This is a genomic window from Ruegeria sp. ABF4_144, from assembly GCF_056160045.1.
Genome location: NZ_JBSWWK010000001.1, coordinates 2,018,482 through 2,037,446, shown reverse-complemented (window position 1 = coordinate 2,037,446; position 18,965 = coordinate 2,018,482). Strand labels below are relative to the sequence as shown.

Annotated in this window: 16 protein-coding genes and 2 tRNA genes; 8 read left to right on the top strand and 10 right to left on the bottom strand. The window is 57.9% G+C overall.

Annotation, left to right across the window (positions count from 1 at the left end; genetic code table 11):
- The first annotated feature begins 1 nt into the window (after position 1).
- Together ACXAGD_RS10285 and ACXAGD_RS10280 are read left to right on the top strand one after the other, a co-directional pair.
- Positions 2-694, top strand: coding sequence for a hypothetical protein (locus ACXAGD_RS10285; RefSeq protein ID WP_475210274.1), 693 nt, complete (start codon positions 2-4; stop codon positions 692-694).
- Entirely contained in the window at positions 691-2,532 is a 1,842-nt protein-coding gene (locus ACXAGD_RS10280; protein ID WP_475210272.1) for a V-type ATP synthase subunit A, read from the top strand. Before ACXAGD_RS10285 ends, ACXAGD_RS10280 begins: the two co-directional genes overlap by 4 nt.
- Before the next feature lie 8 nt (positions 2,533-2,540).
- Here ACXAGD_RS10280 and ACXAGD_RS10275 read toward each other — a convergent pair.
- The 6 genes from ACXAGD_RS10275 to ACXAGD_RS10250 all read right to left on the bottom strand — a co-directional run bounded on the left by ACXAGD_RS10275 (position 2,541) and on the right by ACXAGD_RS10250 (position 7,361).
- A tRNA-Glu gene (locus tag ACXAGD_RS10275) sits at positions 2,541-2,615 on the bottom strand.
- A 22-nt stretch (positions 2,616-2,637) separates the two neighbouring features.
- Positions 2,638-2,712: transfer RNA gene (locus tag ACXAGD_RS10270), tRNA-Glu, on the bottom strand.
- A gap of 98 nt (positions 2,713-2,810) precedes the next feature.
- Positions 2,811-4,553 (bottom strand): single-stranded-DNA-specific exonuclease RecJ, encoded by a 1,743-nt coding sequence (gene recJ / locus ACXAGD_RS10265; protein WP_475210271.1) that lies wholly within the window; start codon positions 4,551-4,553, stop codon positions 2,811-2,813.
- A gap of 91 nt (positions 4,554-4,644) precedes the next feature.
- Positions 4,645-5,628 (bottom strand): class II fructose-bisphosphatase, encoded by a 984-nt coding sequence (glpX, locus tag ACXAGD_RS10260; protein ID WP_475210269.1) that lies wholly within the window; start codon positions 5,626-5,628, stop codon positions 4,645-4,647.
- A 69-nt stretch (positions 5,629-5,697) separates the two neighbouring features.
- Positions 5,698-6,984, bottom strand: a complete 1,287-nt coding sequence (locus ACXAGD_RS10255) for a homoserine dehydrogenase (RefSeq protein ID WP_475210268.1) — start codon at positions 6,982-6,984, stop codon at positions 5,698-5,700.
- A gap of 128 nt (positions 6,985-7,112) precedes the next feature.
- Positions 7,113-7,361, bottom strand: a complete 249-nt coding sequence (locus ACXAGD_RS10250; RefSeq protein ID WP_475210267.1) for a hypothetical protein — start codon at positions 7,359-7,361, stop codon at positions 7,113-7,115.
- A 99-nt stretch (positions 7,362-7,460) separates the two neighbouring features.
- Here ACXAGD_RS10250 and ACXAGD_RS10245 point away from each other — a divergent pair, with 99 nt between their 5' ends.
- Positions 7,461-8,048, top strand: a complete 588-nt coding sequence (locus ACXAGD_RS10245) for a TetR/AcrR family transcriptional regulator (protein ID WP_475210265.1) — start codon at positions 7,461-7,463, stop codon at positions 8,046-8,048.
- 5 nt (positions 8,049-8,053) lie between these two features.
- On the opposite strand, the gene ACXAGD_RS10240 is transcribed toward ACXAGD_RS10245, so the two are convergent.
- The gene (locus ACXAGD_RS10240) at positions 8,054-8,965 is read right to left on the bottom strand and encodes a pirin family protein (protein WP_475210263.1); all 912 of its coding nucleotides are present in this window, start codon (positions 8,963-8,965) and stop codon (positions 8,054-8,056) included.
- Between the two features lie 156 nt (positions 8,966-9,121).
- Here ACXAGD_RS10240 and ACXAGD_RS10235 point away from each other — a divergent pair, with 156 nt between their 5' ends.
- Entirely contained in the window at positions 9,122-9,616 is a 495-nt protein-coding gene (locus tag ACXAGD_RS10235) for a hypothetical protein (RefSeq protein ID WP_475210261.1), read from the top strand.
- On the opposite strand, the gene ACXAGD_RS10230 is transcribed toward ACXAGD_RS10235, so the two are convergent.
- The 3 genes from ACXAGD_RS10230 to ACXAGD_RS10220 are packed head-to-tail and all read right to left on the bottom strand — an operon-like array spanning position 9,564 to position 12,448.
- A complete protein-coding gene (locus ACXAGD_RS10230; RefSeq protein WP_475210258.1) occupies positions 9,564-10,184 on the bottom strand; it encodes a TadE/TadG family type IV pilus assembly protein in 621 nt (206 codons plus the stop codon). The genes ACXAGD_RS10235 and ACXAGD_RS10230 overlap by 53 nt on opposite strands.
- Positions 10,185-10,715: a TadE/TadG family type IV pilus assembly protein gene (locus ACXAGD_RS10225; RefSeq protein ID WP_475210256.1), complete on the bottom strand. Its 531-nt coding sequence runs from the start codon at positions 10,713-10,715 to the stop codon at positions 10,185-10,187.
- Entirely contained in the window at positions 10,712-12,448 is a 1,737-nt protein-coding gene (locus ACXAGD_RS10220; RefSeq protein ID WP_475210254.1) for a pilus assembly protein TadG-related protein, read from the bottom strand. Before ACXAGD_RS10220 ends, ACXAGD_RS10225 begins: the two co-directional genes overlap by 4 nt.
- Positions 12,449-12,781: 333 nt before the next feature.
- On the opposite strand from ACXAGD_RS10220, the gene ACXAGD_RS10215 reads away from it, so the two are divergent.
- The 4 genes from ACXAGD_RS10215 to rpoD all read left to right on the top strand — a co-directional run bounded on the left by ACXAGD_RS10215 (position 12,782) and on the right by rpoD (position 18,771).
- Positions 12,782-14,212 carry a Glu/Leu/Phe/Val family dehydrogenase gene (locus ACXAGD_RS10215; RefSeq protein ID WP_475210253.1) on the top strand — a complete coding sequence of 477 codons (1,431 nt, stop codon included), beginning with the start codon at positions 12,782-12,784 and terminating at the stop codon, positions 14,210-14,212.
- Positions 14,213-14,344: 132 nt separating this feature from the next.
- A complete protein-coding gene (locus tag ACXAGD_RS10210) occupies positions 14,345-14,641 on the top strand; it encodes a hypothetical protein (protein WP_475210250.1) in 297 nt (98 codons plus the stop codon).
- 80 nt (positions 14,642-14,721) lie between these two features.
- A complete protein-coding gene (gene dnaG / locus ACXAGD_RS10205) occupies positions 14,722-16,668 on the top strand; it encodes a DNA primase (RefSeq protein ID WP_475210248.1) in 1,947 nt (648 codons plus the stop codon).
- Positions 16,669-16,782: 114 nt separating this feature from the next.
- Complete coding sequence (gene rpoD, locus ACXAGD_RS10200; RefSeq protein ID WP_475210245.1) at positions 16,783-18,771, top strand: RNA polymerase sigma factor RpoD; 1,989 nt, start codon at positions 16,783-16,785, stop codon at positions 18,769-18,771.
- Positions 18,772-18,965 lie beyond the last annotated feature (194 nt).

Here is an 18,965-nt window from a genome sequence, read left to right as displayed (position 1 = left end):
CATGTCGGATCCCGACGCCTATATCGCGCTGATCAGTAGCCTGCCGGGCTCGGAACGGTTGTTTGTTGCCAAGCAACCGCCGTTGTCGCGGTTGCGTCTGGATCGCAGGTTGACCGCACTGACAGCTGAAGATGCGCGCGTTTTGAAGGTGTTGGAGCACGCACTGAACTGGAGCGATTATGACATGGACGTCACGGACGCTCAGGCCGTCGAACGGTGCAAAGAGGCGTTGGGTGCTATTCCGCAGCCGACCTTGCGAGAGGTGTTTGTGGAGCGGCTGGATCTTCGTACGGCTGTCGCAGCGCTGCGCTTGCGTAAGCAAGGGGGCAGCCCGGCGGCCGGAACGTTCGGCATGGGGCGATGGGCTAGGCATATACCGTCCAACTGGACCGATCCGACCTTCAAGCTGGACGGGCCGATGCCCTGGATCAAAGAGGCCAAGCAATTGCTTGATGCCGAAGACCCTCTGGGGTTGGAACGGCTGCTTTTGTCGGTCAGCCAAAAGCAACTGAAACGGCACGCATCCCGCCACTATTTCGACTTCGAAGCGGTGGCGATCTACGTGTTGATCTGGAACATTTTCGACCGCTGGGCGCAAAGCAACGCGCAGGATGCGGCCAAGAGATTTGAACATCTGGCGCAACAGGCCATGGCCGGTGCCGCCGAGATCGGTTTTGATGGAGCAAGCGCATGACAGCCCCAACCCCCGCCACACAGACCGCCACCGCCCGCGTCGTCTCGGTGCAGGAGGGGCTGGTGCAGATACAGGCCAATCACGATGCTTCGGGCCAGCCCGGGCAGTTGGTCAAGAACGAGGTTGTTTTTATCCTTCCTACACGCCCTGGCCCGGGTGGCCGTCAGGAACGCTTGAAGGCCGAAGTACTGCGGGTGCGCGGCGACATCGCAGACGTGCAGGTCTACGAAAGCACCGATGGGGTGGCCGTGGGCGATCCGGTCGAGCAATCAGGGCAGTTGCTGTCGGTTGAGCTGGCTCCGGGTCTGCTGGGGCAGGTGTTTGACGGGCTGCAATCCCCTCTGCCCAAGGTGGCTGCTGAATTCGGGACCTTTCTGCCGCGCGGTGCCGATGTGGCCCCGCTGGACGATCAGGCAAAGTGGTCATTCACGCCGTCGGTCAAGGTTGGCGATACGGTGACCGCCGGTGATAGCATCGGCACCGTGCCCGAGGGTCATTTCAGTCATAAGATCATGCTGCCCTTCAATTGGGTGGGCGATTACAAGGTGGTCTGGGTCCAGAAAGGAGCGGCGACGATCCACGACATTGTCGCGCGGCTTGAGGATGAGCAGGGCGGCGAGCATACGCTGACCCTCTCGCAGAAATGGCCGGTGCGGCGCGCATTGCCAGAAAGTATCCTGAAACGCGCACTGTCTGAACGGCTTTACCCAACGGAACCGGTTCTGACCTCTCAGCGCCTGATCGATACGTTTTTCCCGATCGCGCGCGGGGGAACTGCCTGTATTCCGGGGCCGTTCGGGGCGGGCAAAACTGTTCTGCAGAACCTGATCGCGCGGAACGCCAAGGTGGATATCGTGATCGTTGTGGCCTGCGGTGAACGTGCGGGTGAGGTTGTTGAGACGATTCACGAATTCCCCAAGATGACGGATCCCACGACTGGCGGCAGCCTGATGGACCGCACGATCATTATCTGTAACACGTCGTCCATGCCGGTTGCCGCACGTGAGGCGTCGATCTTCACCGGCATCACGCTGGGCGAGTATTATCGCCAAATGGGCTATGACGTGCTTTTGATTGCAGACAGTACCAGCCGCTGGGCGCAGGCGATGCGTGAAACCTCTGGTAAGCTTGAGGAAATCCCAGGTGAGGAGGGATTCCCCGCTTATCTGGAAAGCTCGATCAAGGGGCTGTACGAGCGCGCTGGTGCGATGAAAACAAATGATGGCGATCTGGGCAGCCTGACCCTGATTGGCACGGTGTCACCCGCGGGCGGCAACTTTGATGAACCGGTCACGCAGTCGACGCTATCCACGGTGAAATGCTTCCTCGGCTTGTCCTCTGAGCGCGCTTACAAACGGTTCTATCCTGCAGTTGACCCGATGCTCAGTTGGTCTCGTTATTCGGATCAGCTGTCGGACTGGTATGACAAAAACGCTGAACCCGGTTGGACCGGCAAGGTGCGCGAACTGTTGGATCTGATCGAAAAAGGCGAGCAGGTGGACCAGATGATGCAGGTGACCGGTGAAGAGGGCGTCACCATCGAGGACTTTGTCACCCAGCAAAAAGCGCTGTTTGTGGACATGGTCTATTTGCAGCAAGACGCTTTCGACAAAGTGGATGCCACAGTTCCGCTTGAACGTCAGAAGATGACCTTCAAGCTGGTCTATGACGTGACCCAATCAACGGCCTCATTCAGCGATAAAGCTGAAGTGAGGCAAGTGTTCACGCAGTTGACCGGCTTGATGAAGAACTTTCACTATGCCGCAGAAAACACACCGGAATTCAAATCCATCTGGGGGCAGATCACCGATCTGTGCCACGAGAAGTTCGGAACGTAAGGAAGAAATGGCAGCCCGTAGGGGAATCGAACCCCTCTTTCCAGGTTGAAAACCTGGCGTCCTAACCGATAGACGAACGGGCCACTTGGTCCAAACAAGCACAAGTGGCAGCCCGTAGGGGAATCGAACCCCTCTTTCCAGGTTGAAAACCTGGCGTCCTAACCGATAGACGAACGGGCCACGCTGGCTTGTGGAGGGCCTTTTACGGTTTACCTCCCCCCCCCGCAAGCCGAAAAATGCAAGGATGTGAAAGTTTTTTCACGTGCCTGAAACCGCGCTTAATTTGCTTGCGCCGCGTCCTCGAGCCTGAGCTGCACACTCTGCCGTCCGCCCCATGTGTTTACCTCAAGTCGCCCGGCGAAATGGAACCTTGCACCACCGTGGTTGGACAGCTTTTCGCCCATTGGCCCGTCAAAGGCACCAAAGGCGATAGCGTCTAGCCCTCCGCCAACCCCATCCGCCAGCGACAGTTTCAGATGAGATTCGCCGACGCGCTTGGCGAACCGGACTTGCAGGTCGGGCAACGCGTATCGTGGGGCAGGAGCGCTGGCCCCGAAAGGGCCCGCCTTTTCGATCTGTTCAATCAGATCAATCGTCGCCGCACCCGGCATCAGTGTACCGTCCAGTTTCAGATCGGCTGGCCCGCCTTCGCCTGCGCCTTGTTTGGCCAGCAACTCAGACAAACGTTCCATCGCGGGTTCCAACTGATCCCGCATCACCGTCAGGCCCGCGGCCATCTTGTGACCGCCGCCTTTGACCAGCAACCCCTCGGCCGCCAGACGCTGGATCGAAGCGCCCAGATCAACACCAGAGACCGAACGGCCAGAGCCTTTCCCCTCATCCCCGTCAAAGCCGATGACAATTGCAGGGCGGTTCGCGTTTTCCTTCAACCGCGATGCTACGATGCCAACCACACCAGGATGCCAACCTTCGCCCGCAGCCCAAACCAGCGGCGCGTCCAGACCGCGTTCCTCAGCCTGCTCCAGCGCCGCTGCGCGCACTGCGTTTTCGATATCGCGGCGTTCGGTGTTCAGTTCGTCCAACCGCTGCGACAACGCCTCGGCCTCGTGCATAGATTCCGTGCTGAGCAGCCGCGCACCCAGGTCGGCCTGGCCAATCCGCCCACCCGCGTTTACGCGCGGACCAAGCAGAAAGCCCAGATGATAGCTGTTGGGAGCGGAATCCATGCGAGCCACGTCGGACAGGGCCACCAGGCCCGGTCGTTGCCGTTGCGCCATGACCTTCAAGCCCTGTCGAACCAGCGCTCGGTTGGCGCCGATAAGCGGCGCGACATCGGCCACCGTCGCCAACGCCACAAGATCCAGCAGGGAAATCAGGTCCGGGCCCTTCACACCTGCCTCGCGCAGCTGCCGTCCGGCCTCGACCAGCATCAAAAACACAACACCGGCCGCGCAGAGATAGCCTAGATCGCCACTTTCATCCTGTCGGTTCGGGTTCACTACAGCGACGCAATCGGGCAGGACCTCACCACCCAAGTGGTGGTCCAGCACGATCACATCCGCGCCCTTGGCGGCCGCTATGGGCTCGTGGCTGAGCGTCCCGCAGTCGACGCAGATGATCAGGTCATGGTTCGCAGCCAGTTCCTGCATGGCTGGGACATTGGGTCCATAGCCTTCGTCGATCCGGTCAGGCACATAAAGCGTTGCCTGATTGCCCATCTGACGCAGCCACACCAACAGCAAAGCGGCTGAGCTGCCTCCGTCCACGTCATAATCCGCAAAGACCGCAATCCGTTGATTGTTCCGGACTGCCGCCAGAAACCGCGTTGCTGCGGTTTCCATGTCTTTCATCGACCGCGGGTCGGGCAACAGTTCTTTCAATTTAGGTTCCAGAAATCCATCGGCCTCCATCGCGGGAACGCCGCGCCGGGCCAGCACTTGACACACGGCGCGAGGCAATCCGGCCTGTTGAACCAGCATCTCGGTCGCGCGTTCTACCTCGGGCGTTGGTCCAACCCAACGCCGCCCGGACAATGATTGTTCAACCCCTAGAAAGCTCATGACCTGCCTCTGATAAGCCAAGGCCGGACCCTCTCGGACCCGGCCTCATTGTCTCTATGGATAGCCTTGCCCATGGTTCGGGCGCAAGCGGTTAGGCGTTGTCGTGCGGCCACATCGGCGTGCGGTAGGTCATACGCCGTACCGACCCTGTTTTCGAGCGCATCAGAAGGGTGGTCGTCTCTACCCAGCCGGGCTCACGCTTGATGCGCGGCAGCAGCGAACCACCTGTCACACCAGTTGCAGCGAAGATCACGTCCGCCGTCACCATCTCATCGCGCGCATAAACGCGGTCCAGATCGGTGATGCCCGCCTTGGCGGCACGACCACGTTCGTCATCGTTGCGGAACAGCAGGCGGCCAAAGATCTGACCACCCATGCATTTCAGCGCGGCCGCGGCCAGAACGCCTTCAGGCGCGCCACCCTGACCCATATACATGTCGATGCCTGTCTCTTCGCTTTCCGCGCAGTGCATGACGCCGGCCACGTCACCATCGGTGATCAGGCGGATCGAAGCACCGGTTTCGCGCACCTCGGCAATCATCGCCTCATGCCGCGGGCGTTCCAGAATGCAGACGGTGATGTCGGCAGGCTCGCAGCCCTTGGCCTTGGCCAGCGCCTCGACTCGTTCGCGTGGGCTCATGTCCAGATTGACGACACCTTCAGGAAAGCCCGGACCTACGGCCAGCTTGTCCATGTAAACATCCGGCGCGTGCAGCATAGAGCCGCGCGGACCCATGGCGATCACAGTCAGCGCGTTGGGCATGTCCTTGGCGGTCAGTGTGGTGCCTTCCAACGGGTCCAGTGCGATGTCCACACCGGGGCCTTCGCCGGTGCCGACCTCTTCGCCGATGTACAGCATCGGCGCTTCGTCACGCTCGCCTTCACCGATGACGACGACGCCTGCGATGTCCAGCAGGTTCAGCTGTTCGCGCATCGCGTTCACGGCGGCCTGATCGGCTGCTTTTTCGTCACCGCGACCGACCAGAGAAGCCGACGCCAGCGCGGCCTGTTCTGCCACCCGCGCAAGGCCCAGGGACAGCAGTCGGTCGTTGAAATCTACTTTGGCAGCACTCATGTTCGGTATCCTCAGGTCAGTAAAGGCGTTTTATTCGGGATAGCCTGCGTTTCATGCAGGCCGCAAGGGTCAAACCTCTTCAATCCGCAATGCTACGGGTTCTCCGGCCACCACGTCGGTTTCGCGGAGCCCGTCGAGAGCCACGTCCAGTGTGGCGCGAGTAGTTTTGTGGGTGACGATCAAAACTGGTGCGGTGCTTTCCGAATGACCGTACTGACGCATCCGGTCAATTGACACGCCTGCATCGCCCAGAATGGCGGCCACCTTGGCCAGCGCACCGGGTTTGTCGAACAAAGCAAGACGCAGATAGTAGGGTGCAGGCAAACCGGTCACGGCAGGCTGCGCGTCCTGCAGCGAGGCCGCAGGGCGCCCAAAGGTCGGGATCTGCAGCCCACGTGCCAAATCGCAGACATCGCCCATCACGGCGCTGGCTGTGGGGCCTTCGCCGGCACCGGGGCCGCGCAGAACGACCTGCTCAACCGCGTCACCTTCGATCACTACCATGTTGGTGCCGCCTTCCAGCTGCCCAAGGGGCGAACTGCTGGGCACCAGACACGGCTGCATCCGCTGTTCCAGACCACGCGCCGAGCGTTGTGCAACGCCCAGCAGCTTGATGCGATAACCCATGTCGTCGGCCTGATGGATATCATCCAGACTGATCTGCTGAATGCCTTCTATCTGGATGCCGTCGAAATTCGGTTTGGTCCCGAAAGCGATTGAGGACAGTAGTGCCAGCTTATGTGCCGCATCGATACCTCCTACATCAAGGTTCGGGTCAGCCTCCAGATACCCCAGTTCCGCGCATTCCTCGAAAAGTGCGTTATAGCCCAACTCCTGAGACTGCATCCGGGTGAGGATATAGTTGCAGGTGCCGTTCATCACACCCATGACGCGGGTGACCTCGTTTCCGGCGAGCCCTTCGGTCAGGGATTTGATCACCGGGATGCCTCCCGCCACGGCGGCCTCGAACCGGATCACGCGACCTACGGCCTCGGCCTTTTCGGCCAATTCCTGACCGTGGATGGCCAGCAGTGCCTTGTTCGCGGTGACGACATCTTTGCCGGTAGCCAGTGCGGCTTCGACCGAGGCTTTGGCGGGGCCGTTTTCACCGCCAATCAGTTCGACGAAAACGTCGATATCATCGCGTTTCGCGAGAGCTACGGGGTCTGTTTCCCAGGCATAATCGGAGAGGTTCACACCGCGGTCTTTACTTGCATCGCGCGCTGATACGGCGACGATTTCAACAGACCGGCCTGTGCGCGCCTGCAACAGGTCTGCGTGGCGGCGGATGATCTTTACGACACCCACGCCAACCGTTCCCAAGCCCGCAATTCCCAGCCGCAGCGCCTGTGTCATCCCGTGGGTTCCTTTCCGCTCGAACATTCCGTGGTATCGGGCCTGCCGCCCGTTCAGCGCTGCCTTAGCGGGTTCGGCGCTAGGGTGCAATGCGTCGCGGCCCGGTACGGGCCGTGAATCGCAAAGGGTCAGTTGATTTCAGCGGCCTGAAGTTCTTCTGCCTTTTTCTCCAGCGCTTCACGCCGGGCAGCCAGGTCTTCTTCGACCTCGGCGGCCTCGTTCGCAGGGTCAACGGGCGGACCGAGGTTTTCCTGAATGGGAATGAGCTTTGGGTAGCGGGCCGATTTGACGTTTGGCTGCTCGCGACCTTCCAGTTCCGGAAAATCGGCGCATCCGGCACAGGCGAGCAACAGGATCAGCAAAGGCAGGGGCTTCATTCAGAACCCTTTCAAGATCGATTGCAAACGTGATGCACCTTTTACGGCGTTGGTTCAAGCGGGGTTCTATCTGAACATGCGTTCAGATACGGTGTGGAAATGGCACGCACGCAAGGTTCACATTCCGATATCACCGGCCCGCGTATCCGCAAGGCGGCGTTGGGTTTGTTCGCCCGTCACGGCTATGCCGCCGTCTCCATGCGCCAGATCGCGGGTGAGGTCGGGGTGCAGGCGGGGGCGCTGTATAATTATACGCCCGACAAGCAGAGCCTGCTGTTCCGTCTGATGCACGAGCACATGCAAGACCTGTTGTCGGCCTATGACGATCTGGATCAGCCCGCGGATGCTTCCGAAGCTTTGCGCCAGTTCGTCGGGTTCCATATCCGCTTTCACCTTGAGCGCCCGGATGAGGTGTTTATCGCCTATATGGAACTGCGCAACCTGACGCCCGAGAACTTTACAGAGATCGAAGCACTGCGCCGACGTTATGAAGACGCCCTTCAGTCTATCCTACACGCGGGACAGGCGGCCGGGGCGTTTGACATCGCCGACACCAAGATCGCAACTTTGGCGGTGATCGCCATGCTGAACGGTGTGATGACGTGGTACCGGTCCGGCGGCCGTCTGTCGCTGGATGAGGTCGAACAGGTCTATTGGGACATGGTCCGCCGGTCGGTCTCGGCTTGAGTGGTCTAATGCGCGGGCCGAATGAAGGTGCCGTTGCGCAGTTCCCGAAAGGCTTGCTCCAGCTCAGTCCGCGTGTTCATAACAATGGGTCCGTGCCAGGCGACCGGCTCGTCGATCGGCGCGCCTGAAATCAGCAAGAATCGCACACCTTCAGGTCCGGCCTGAACCGTAATTTCATCGCCCGTGCCAAACCGGACCAGCGTCCGATCACCGGACATGTCGCGGATATTGACCTCCTGCCCGGCAACCTCTTTTTCCAACAGGATACCAGTGGGTTGAGAGGCATCGGCAAAGGCGGCCCTACCTTCGAACACATAGGCAAAGGCGCGGCGGTACGTATCGATTTTAAAGGTCTTTTTAACCCCGGCCGGAACATGGACATCCAGATATTGCGGATCGGCTGCGATCCCGTCCACAGGGCCTGTCTTGCCCCAAAACTCACCCACGATCACACGCACAGTGGTGCCATCATCATCAGTGATTTCCGGTATCTCATTGCTTTGAACGTCCTGATAGCGCGGCGCGGTCATCTTTTGCGCCGAGGGCAGGTTGCCCCACAGCTGGAACCCATGCATCTGACCGGATGTGTTTCCGGTCGGCATTTCCTGATGCAGAATCCCGGACCCTGCGGTCATCCACTGAACGTCACCGGCGCCAAGGGTGCCGCTGTTACCAAGTGAATCCGAGTGATCGACTGAACCGGCCAGCACATAGGTGATCGTTTCGATCCCACGATGGGGATGCCACGGAAAACCGGCCTGATAGTCCTGAGGGCGCTCGTTCCGGAAGTCATCGAACAAGAGAAACGGATCAAGTTCAGACGGGTCTTGGAACCCGAACGCGCGGTGCAATTTGACGCCAGCGCCTTCCATCGTGGCGACGGCTTTTCGGGTTTCAAGAACGGGTCGTAGGGACATAGCGGCCTCCTGAAGCTTTGGTCACCATGTATTTTCGGCAGGGACAGCGTCAATCGGCAGAAAAGAACGGGGAATGTGCAAAAATCTGCAGTGGTAGTCCCCCTGTTTTTTCCCGTCAGAAGTCGCTAAACCCAAGGGAAAATGACAGGGGTTCACATGCAACAAGACATTCTGGCCACCATTAAGCCGTCACCCGCCAGGCGTTGGCTTGGCGTCGGTATGCTGAGCACCGTCGGCGTGCTGGTCCTGTCGGTGGCGCTGGCACAGCCTCCCGGACCGATGTGGCTGGTCTTTCTGTTAGCGGTTGGCGGCGCGGCGTTCTGGATGGCGTATCGCATGTGGCACGCGACAAATGACTGGATCGAACTGACGCAAACCGAACTCCGTACCGGGGCAGGGCAGTTGATCGCCAAAGTCGAAGATATCGAAGCCGTTGATCGGGGGGTGTTTGCGTTTAAACCTTCGAACGGGTTTCTGTTGAAAACACGCGTTGCCGGAGAAAACAGTTGGGCGCCTGGGCTTTGGTGGCGAATGGGGCGCCGGGTGGGTGTCGGCGGCATGACGGCTGCCGCCGAAACCAAATTTATGACAGATGTGATCAGCTCGTTGGTGCTGTTGCCACAGGCCCCGCATCCCCTTGACAGAAGTTAGCCGAAATATCGGGGGCGGCCACCAGATCAGTAAAGCGTGGACGTGTGAAAACGAAGTTTCTGAATTCGTAGTCTTTGGTCAGCCAGCCGGTCCTGAACAGTGGATCATAATCGTTCATCGTTTCAACCAGGATCAAAGTGTCCAGGTCTGACATCGGAGGAAGTTTATCTTTTATCCTGTCGATGTTGGCGTTGTTCCATTCACCAGTGAACCCGCAGGTGGTGGTCCACAGGACGTAATGGCGGTCGTCGTCCTCTTGATACATGATGAAGGACAAACGCATCTTCAGCGTTGAGTTATTGTTCACCATCCGCCGCATCAGGGTGTACATTGAGAGTGCATAGGTGTCTGTCAATTCGTCCGTTTCACGCGAGATAAGGTCACCTACGGTGTACGCAGCCTTTAGGTTGGCTGTATTTTGGCGGAATCCGTCGAAAAACGTGTACCCAAGCGTGATGGACCAGACGAAAATCGGGAAAACTACAATTCCTTCGAAGGCGAGGCCGCCATCTTCTTTGCGGGCGAACCTACGAAGATACTGCCGGATACTTAAAAAATAACGTGTCATTTAAGGCTCCTGAACAAATGCGGTAATCGCCGTCAGCGTGATCAAGCCATCGTCAGCTTGCAAAGCACGACCCATCGCGGAAGTCGGAAAAACCGGATCAACCTTTGCACAGGCGCGCAAGATCATAAGGGCGTTCGATGCGCCGGCTTCAAAGTTTCGGGCTGGTTTGGCCTCTTCCTCGCGGTTTACGCAATCTGGTTCCACAGGGAAGTCCAGGCCGGTAAAGGCGTCCTGCAAAATCATCTCCAGTTTAAGATTGGTTTCGCAGCTCTTAATGATCCCCGCTCTGTCGCAGATATCTTCCTTGATCGTATCGTGAGTGATCACTCCGCCGGTTCCCAGGCGTATATCGCGCACAACGATGTCCATGGAGCGTTCCAGCAAAGACTGCTGAATTGTGACCATCGAGTATTCGACCGCGCTCAGGATAAAGAAGAGATAGGCCGGGAAGATCAGGACAAACTCAACCGTCAACGACCCATCTTCAGACCGCTTGAACCGAGCTGTTTTCTTAAAGAGCTTACGGATCATTGTGTCAGCCTCAGGCGTTTGATCGAAGAGGCAATGGATTGGAATGCCTCTTCAAGCGTGAGGTTCTCATCGCCCAGCTTACCGGTGCTGTTAACCGCGTAGACCATGCTGGGTTTGCTGGCGCAGTTTTCGATCGTGGTTAGACCTGCGTCCGGCGCTTCGAAAGCGATGCCGTATACCAGCACCCCTTTGTTTTTAATGGCCGAGCAGATGTTGTTTGTACGCGTGTTCTTCGTGTTTCGTGAGACTGAAGAATATGCATTCGAGTACCAGTCGCTAAGTGCGCTGCCGTCCCAGGGATAAAAGTTGTTCACAGCATTCCAGCGCAGGGACGTAAGGGCGAAAAGCTCTGGGTAGGTCAGGCGAACGGCAGTACCGTCCTCATAATCCTTGTCCCCATAGCGGTGATCCATATTCCACCGTTCCTGACGAGACCAGTAGTACCGGTTCGGATTTGTTGACGACCGGACACTGTATTCGCCTTCAACTGTCACCGTCTCCCAATTGTAAGTGTCCCAATTGAATCTGGTTTCCTGCTGGGAGTAATTTGCATTGTACCAAACAGGGGAATTCCCGCTGCGTAGCGAGTTCTTCAGTTTGTACTGACTTGTATTGTAACCGTCAGTCATAACAATAATGATCTTCTGAACATCAGCGTCGTAGGCCATCGGCCGGTTTTGGAAAGTGCCCGGAACAACGGTCTTAGCATCTTCAGCGGTCGCATCTGGATCAGCTTTCTGAGACGCCAGTTGGGCGATCAAGGGCTGGAATTCGGGGTCCACCAGTGCGGCACCCCATTTCATTCCGATGTCAATCGACGTGTTGCCATTCGCAGTCAGATCATCGATCTGACCATGCAGGTCCGAAACAACGTTTGTAACGGGGGTGATTTCACTGCCGGCCCGGGTAGGGCAAGTTGGCAGTCGGTTGTGCTCCCACTGGTAAGCATCATTACCTGCCTGATACCGGTCGAAATGCGCGGTACGCTTAAGCGAGGTCGAGGGCTTAAGGCTGTGATCTTTGAACTGGTTGCCGGTGAAGTTCACACAGTGCGAATAATTATGTTCGTCGGATACACCTGTAAATTTACCAAGGATGTTCTCACCAGCGTTCACCTGCGTTGCATAAGGAACGATCGAGATCGAAATCTTGTCCGGGTTTTCCTTCGTGTACATGGCTGTCACGAATTTTTTCGCAGCCTCACGCAGAACCTGCATCTTGGATTTTCCGGCCTCAGCAGACGGGTCACCCATCGAACCGGACATATCCAGAACCATAGAGATCTCGATCGACCCCACGGCTTCTTCCGCAGTGCTGGTAACCGAAGCAGTCAGTTTGGGAATGCCAGCAAAGTACATGAAAGCGGTTTTGACGACGGTTTCAGCCTCGGCCGTCACGCGTCGTGATCCGAAACCCGGAACAACCTCGGGTTCTTTCGTCAATCGGCCTCTTACACCGGACTTTTCAAAGTATGCTTTTACAACCTCTGCAGGGGGCAGCTCCTGGTCGAGGTCGGCGGCCGCAAGAACCGCACGGTCCAATGTCGATTGAAGGTTCGCCCTATCGCGCTCAAAATGCATCATGTCGACACCCATACCGGTCAACGTGATGATGATGATGAAGCCGGTCAGCACGAAGATTGTGAACACGCCACCATCTTCGTCCCGGGCGAAACGACGAGCCGAAGGGGTGAAGCTCTTAAATTTCTTAGAGCCGCTTTTAATTACGCGCATTATCATATTGTCGACCTCGCTGAGCAGACATCCAAACTGCCAAGGAAATATTAACTTTCAAAAATTAACGCCGAATCGTGGCGGGAATTAGGCGAAAAAGCCGCTCTCTTGACCGGTTTGCTGGAAAAAGCGGGATAATTTGAGGGAGTTAGGCGCTTCTGTTGTCATATGGGCGACAATTCCGACGAGGTCGTTCGGGTGGGGCGACTCAGGGGGCTTGGAAAAAATAATCTTGGGAATTGGCAGTTTTATTTTCGCTTAAATATTGATCGTTTACGTATTGGGTGCGACAAAACGTCAGAACGTAAGTCGTTCGCTGGCACGGAGGATTAAATGACGGCCAACAAAGAACCCAGCTTTCGCGAGAGTGTGGACCTCATGTTCAACAGGGCGGCGTCCCTGATGGATTTGCCTCCGGGGTTGGAGGAAAAGATCCGGGTTTGCAACGCCACCTACACGGTACGGTTCGGTGTGCGCCTGCGGGGTGAAATTCACACCTTCACCGGCTATCGCTCGGTTCATTCCGAACATATGGAGCCGGTCAAGGGCGGTATTCGCTATGCTCTGGCGGTGAACCAGGACGAGGTCGAGGCGCTGGCGGCGCTGATGACCTACAAATGTGCATTGGTGGAAACGCCGTTTGGCGGCTCAAAAGGGGGACTGTGCATTGATCCCCGCCAATACGAAGAACACGAGCTGGAGCAGATCACCCGACGCTTTGCCTATGAACTGGCCAAGCGCGATCTGATTAACCCGTCTCAGAACGTGCCTGCGCCAGATATGGGCACGGGCGAGCGTGAGATGGCCTGGATGGCTGACCAATACGCCCGCATGAACACCACGGACATCAACGCGCGCGCCAGTGTGACTGGCAAGCCGCTGAATGCCGGAGGTATCTCGGGGCGGGTCGAGGCGACGGGGCGGGGCATTCAATATGCGCTGCGCGAGTTCTTCCGCCACCCCGAAGATGTGCAGAAGGCGAGCCTGTCGGGCAAGCTGGACGGAAAGCGCATCATTGTGCAGGGGTTGGGCAACGTGGGCTATCACGCGGCCAAATTCCTGAGCGAAGAGGATGGCTCGCGGATTGTCGGCATCATTGAATGGGACGGTGCGCTGTATAACCCTGATGGGATTGACGTCGAATCTGTCCGGCAGTGGATCGTGAAACACGGTGGTGTCAGCGACTATCCGGACGCAACGCACTCAGCCGAGGGTGGTGAAGTTCTCGAGGCCGAGTGTGATATCCTGATCCCGGCGGCGCTTGAGGGTGTGATCAACCTGACCAATGCTGATCGGATCAAGGCCCCTCTGATCATCGAAGCGGCGAATGGTCCTGTCACAGCCGGGGCAGATGAGATTCTGCGTAAGAAAGGCACCGTGATCATTCCAGACATGTACGCGAACGCGGGCGGTGTGACGGTGTCCTACTTTGAGTGGGTCAAGAACCTCAGCCACATACGCTTCGGGCGGATGCAGCGTCGTCAGGAAGAGGCGAGGCATGAGTTGATCGTCAGCGAGCTGGAGCGGCTGGACCGTTACCTGGGCGATGCGTGGTCGATGACCCCGGATTTCAAGACCAAGTACCTTAAGGGCGCAGACGAACTTGAACTGGTACGATCGGGCCTCGATGACACGATGCGCATTGCCTACCAGTCCATGCGTGAGGTCTGGCACAGTCGCGACGATGTCGAAGACTTGCGGACGGCGGCTTATATCGTGGCCATTGACCGCGTTTCGAAAAGCTATCGCGCCAAAGGGCTTTGAATTCTGGCCGGGGCGGGCGGGATTAATCGGTCGCCCCGGCGCAACACGATGGCGAGAGGTGCAAAACGACAATGGCGGGCAAGCCGCACCAAGGGTAAGCTGGCGCGAAAGAAACGATTCCGGGAGACCCCCATGTTGCGTACCGCCTTAGCGGCCCTGTTGTTGGCCACACCTCTGGCTGCTCAAGAAACCAAAGAACAAAGCTGCCAGTATCAGGCGGATGTCGTTGCGGCGATTCAGAAAGCGCGTCTGGACAAAGTGAAAGAGCGTGACGTACCGCAGGCGGTGGCTGACACCAGCCCGACATGGCCCGACAACTACAACAATGCCATTCCGCTGATCACACCTTGGGTCTACGAGCAAAAGATGCGTGACGTCCGCAAAAAGGATCTGGGCGCGGCTTGGTTGGAACTGTGCCTGCAGCAATAATCCACAGGCTTCACATTTCCCTGTGGACAACCGCGCGCCATCCCCTTGGCGCGCGTTTTCATTTCTGTCAGGTTTGACCCATGTCACTGCCCCCCGGTTTCCTTGATGAACTGCGCACCCGGCTGAGCCTGTCTCAGGTCGTTGGGCGCAAAGTCATGTGGGATCAGCGCAAGTCCAATCAGGGCAAAGGCGACATGTGGGCGCCGTGCCCGTTCCACCACGAAAAGACGGCCTCGTTCCATGTCGATGACCAGAAGGGGTTCTATTACTGCTTTGGCTGTCACGCCAAAGGCGACGCGATCAACTTTGTGAAAGAGACTGAGAATGTCTCGTTCATCGAAGCGGTCGAGATTTTGGCGCGTGAGGCCGGGATGCCGATGCCGGCCCGTGATCCCAAAGCGCAGGAGAAACAAGACCGCCGCTCGCAACTGGCCGAGGTCATGGAACAAGCGGTGCAGTTCTTCCGCCTGCAGCTTAAGACCGGAGCAGGGGGGGCCGCGCGTGACTACCTGACCGGTCGAGGGTTGGACGCGCAAGCGTTGGAGCGGTGGGAGATCGGATTTGCCCCCGACGGCTGGCAGGCGCTGTGGGATCATCTGCGCGGTAAGAATGTGGCTGAGGACCTGATCCTCGGGGCCGGACTGGCCAAGCCGTCAAACAAGGGCAAAAAGCCCTATGACACGTTCCGCAACCGGATCATGTTCCCGATCCGCGATCCGCGCGGGCGCTGCATCGCCTTCGGCGGTCGGGCGATGGACCCGAATGACAATGCTAAGTATCTGAATTCCCCTGAAACCGAGCTGTTTGACAAGGGCCGCAGCCTCTACAACCACGGCCCCGCGCGGCAGGGGGCGGGGAAGGGGCAACCTTTGATCGTGGCCGAAGGGTATATGGACGTGATCGCTCTGGCTGAGGCTGGGTTTGGTGCGTCGGTTGCCCCCCTGGGGACGGCAATCACCGAGAATCAGTTGCAATTGCTGTGGCGCATCTCGAACGAGCCGATCATTGCGCTGGATGGGGACACGGCGGGCCTGCGGGCCGCGATGCGGGCCGTTGATCTGGCGCTGCCTCTTCTGGAAGCGGGAAAATCTCTGCGCTTTGCCCTGATGCCCGAAGGCAAGGACCCGGATGACCTGCTGCGCGCCGAAGGGGCAGGGGCCGTGCAGGCCGTGTTGGATGGTGCCATCCCCATGGTCAAGCTGCTGTGGCAGCGCGAAACCGAAGGCAAAGTGTTCGACAGCCCCGAACGCAAGGCGGCGCTGGACAAAGTGCTGCGCGACAAGATCAAACTGATCCGAGACCCTTCGATCCGGTCGCACTATGGACAAGAGATAAAGGACCTGCGTTGGCAACTGTTCCGCCCGCAGCGGCAGCCACAGAACCGTCCCTGGCAACCGAAGGGCAAATGGCAACCCAAACCCGCCGCGACACCGGGCGCGCGAGCTTCTTTTTTAGCCTCATCTGAAGGGGCGGAAATCCAGTTGCGTGAAGCGGCCATTCTAGCCATTGCCGCGCTGAATCCGCAGGTTGTCGTGCAATTCGAGCACCAGTTAGAAGAGATGGAGTGCCGCGATCCTGACCATGCAGCCCTGCGCCACGCCATCCTGCGCCATGCGGTTGATGATCCTGAAAACCTGAAAGACCACATTGCCGAAACTTTGGGACCTGAAGCCCTTGAAAACCTGTTGGCCCTTCGCCATGTCGCAGTAATCCCCTGTGTGTACAAACCAGGCGACGTCGAAAAGGCCGAGATGACGCTGGCCGAAGAACTCGCAAAGATCAAAGCGCTCCGGGGGTTGGATGCTGAGATTGCCGAAGCTGCAGAGGAACTGTCCGATCTGGCTGATGAGGCGCTGACATATCGGCTGGCACAGGCCGCCGAAGAGCGCAACCGCACGAGCCGTAGCCAGAATGAGGACAGGGCCGTTTTCGACATCGCCGACAACGGCGCGCGAATCAACCGCGACGAGAAAGATGCGTTCAAGGCAATCATGTCCGGGATCAATTTCGACCGGAAACGCCGCTAAACTGGTGTTTTCGTAAGGCACTGGAAAAGAAAAACAGGTAAACGGGTAGCCGAATCACTTCTACGCGCTAATGATTCGGTTGAAACGAATCACCCATCCCTGCAGGAGCATTGAATGGCCGCCAAAGACACGACCGAAGATCGCAAATCCGACGAGCAGGAACAGGAAATCTCGCTGGACATGAGCCAGGCCCAGGTCAAGAAGATGATCGCCGAGGCCCGCGAGAAAGGCTACATCACCTACGACCAGCTCAATCAGGTTCTGCCGCCTGATCAGGTCAGCTCGGAACAGATCGAAGACGTTATGTCGATGCTGTCCGAGATGGGTATCAACATCATTGAAGATGAAGAGGCCGAAGAGGAAGAGAATAAAGGCTCGACCGAACTGACCACCACTGAAAGCAACCGTGAGGTTGCGCTGTCCGGTGCCGCCACCGAAAAGCTGGATCGCACCGACGACCCCGTCCGCATGTATCTGCGCGAGATGGGTTCGGTCGAACTGCTGAGCCGCGAAGGCGAGATTGCAATCGCCAAGCGGATCGAAGCCGGCCGCAATACCATGATCGCAGGTCTGTGCGAAAGCCCGCTGACTTTCCAGGCGATCACCATCTGGCACGATGAATTGCTGTCCGAAGACATTCTGTTGCGCGACGTGATCGATCTGGAGGCCACATTCGGCAACCAGATGGACGAAGACGGCGATGTCGAGGAACCGGTTGTCGATACCTCGAACGTACAGGCGGCCAAGCCGGCCAAAGACACCGGCCCCGAGCTAGATGCTGACGGCAACCCGCTGAGCAACGACGATGATGACGACGATGACGATCAGGCCAACATGTCGCTGGCCGCGATGGAAGCGGCCCTGAAGGATCAGGTTCTGACCACGCTGGAGCGTATCTCGACCGACTTTTCGATGTTGTCGGAAATGCAGGACAGCCGGATTTCGGCCACCCTGAACGAAGATGGATCGTTCAGCGAAAAGGATGAAGAGACCTATCAGAAGCTGCGCGCCGAGATTGTTGAGTTGGTGAACGGTCTTCACCTGCACAACAACCGTATCGAAGCCCTGATCGACCAGCTGTACGGCATCAACCGCCGTATCATGTCGCTGGACAGTGCAATGGTGAAACTGGCCGACCAGGCGCGGATCAACCGTCGTGAGTTCATTGACGCTTATCGTGGCCGTGAACTGGACCCGAACTGGTTGTCTGAGATGGCCGAAAAGCCGGGCCGGGGCTGGCAGATGTTCATCGAACGCTCGACCGCCAAGGTCGAGGAACTGCGCAACGACATGGCTCAGGTCGGACAGTATGTCGGTCTGGATATTTCAGAATTCCGCCGCATCGTACAACAGGTTCAGAAGGGCGAGAAAGAGGCGCGGCAGGCTAAGAAAGAAATGGTCGAAGCCAACCTGCGTCTGGTGATCTCGATCGCCAAAAAGTACACGAACCGTGGCCTGCAATTCCTTGATCTTATTCAGGAAGGTAACATCGGCCTAATGAAGGCGGTGGACAAGTTCGAATACCGCCGCGGTTACAAGTTCTCGACCTATGCGACCTGGTGGATCCGTCAGGCTATCACGCGGTCTATCGCGGACCAAGCGCGGACGATCCGTATTCCGGTCCACATGATCGAAACGATCAACAAGCTGGTCCGGACCGGCCGTCAGATGCTGCATGAAATCGGTCGCGAGCCAACGCCGGAAGAACTGGCCGAAAAGCTGCAGATGCCGCTTGAGAAGGTGCGCAAGGTGATGAAAATCGCCAAAGAGCCGATTTCTCTGGAAACACCCATCGGCGATGAAGAAGACAGCCAACTGGGTGATTTCATCGAGGATAAGAATGCCGTGCTGCCGCTGGACAGCGCCATTCAGGAAAACCTCAAGGAAACCACCACACGGGTTCTGGCCTCGCTCACCCCGCGTGAGGAACGGGTTCTGCGGATGCGCTTTGGCATCGGCATGAACACTGACCACACACTGGAAGAGGTCGGCCAGCAGTTCAGCGTGACCCGCGAACGTATCCGTCAGATCGAGGCCAAAGCCCTGCGGAAGCTGAAACACCCAAGTCGGTCGCGCAAACTGCGGTCGTTCCTGGATCAGTAAATTCAAAGGCGCCTCAACCGAGGCGCCTTTTTTCTTTCAGCCAAAGCCATCACGTTGGCCGGTTCAACGATCAAATTGGCGGCAACTCACAAGTCTCACATTCAGTGCACCGCTATATCCCCAATGTCCACTCATGGGACAGGCCGGGGCGAGGCTGTGCCGCTGATGACCCCCGGCCACAGGTTTTAGGGACT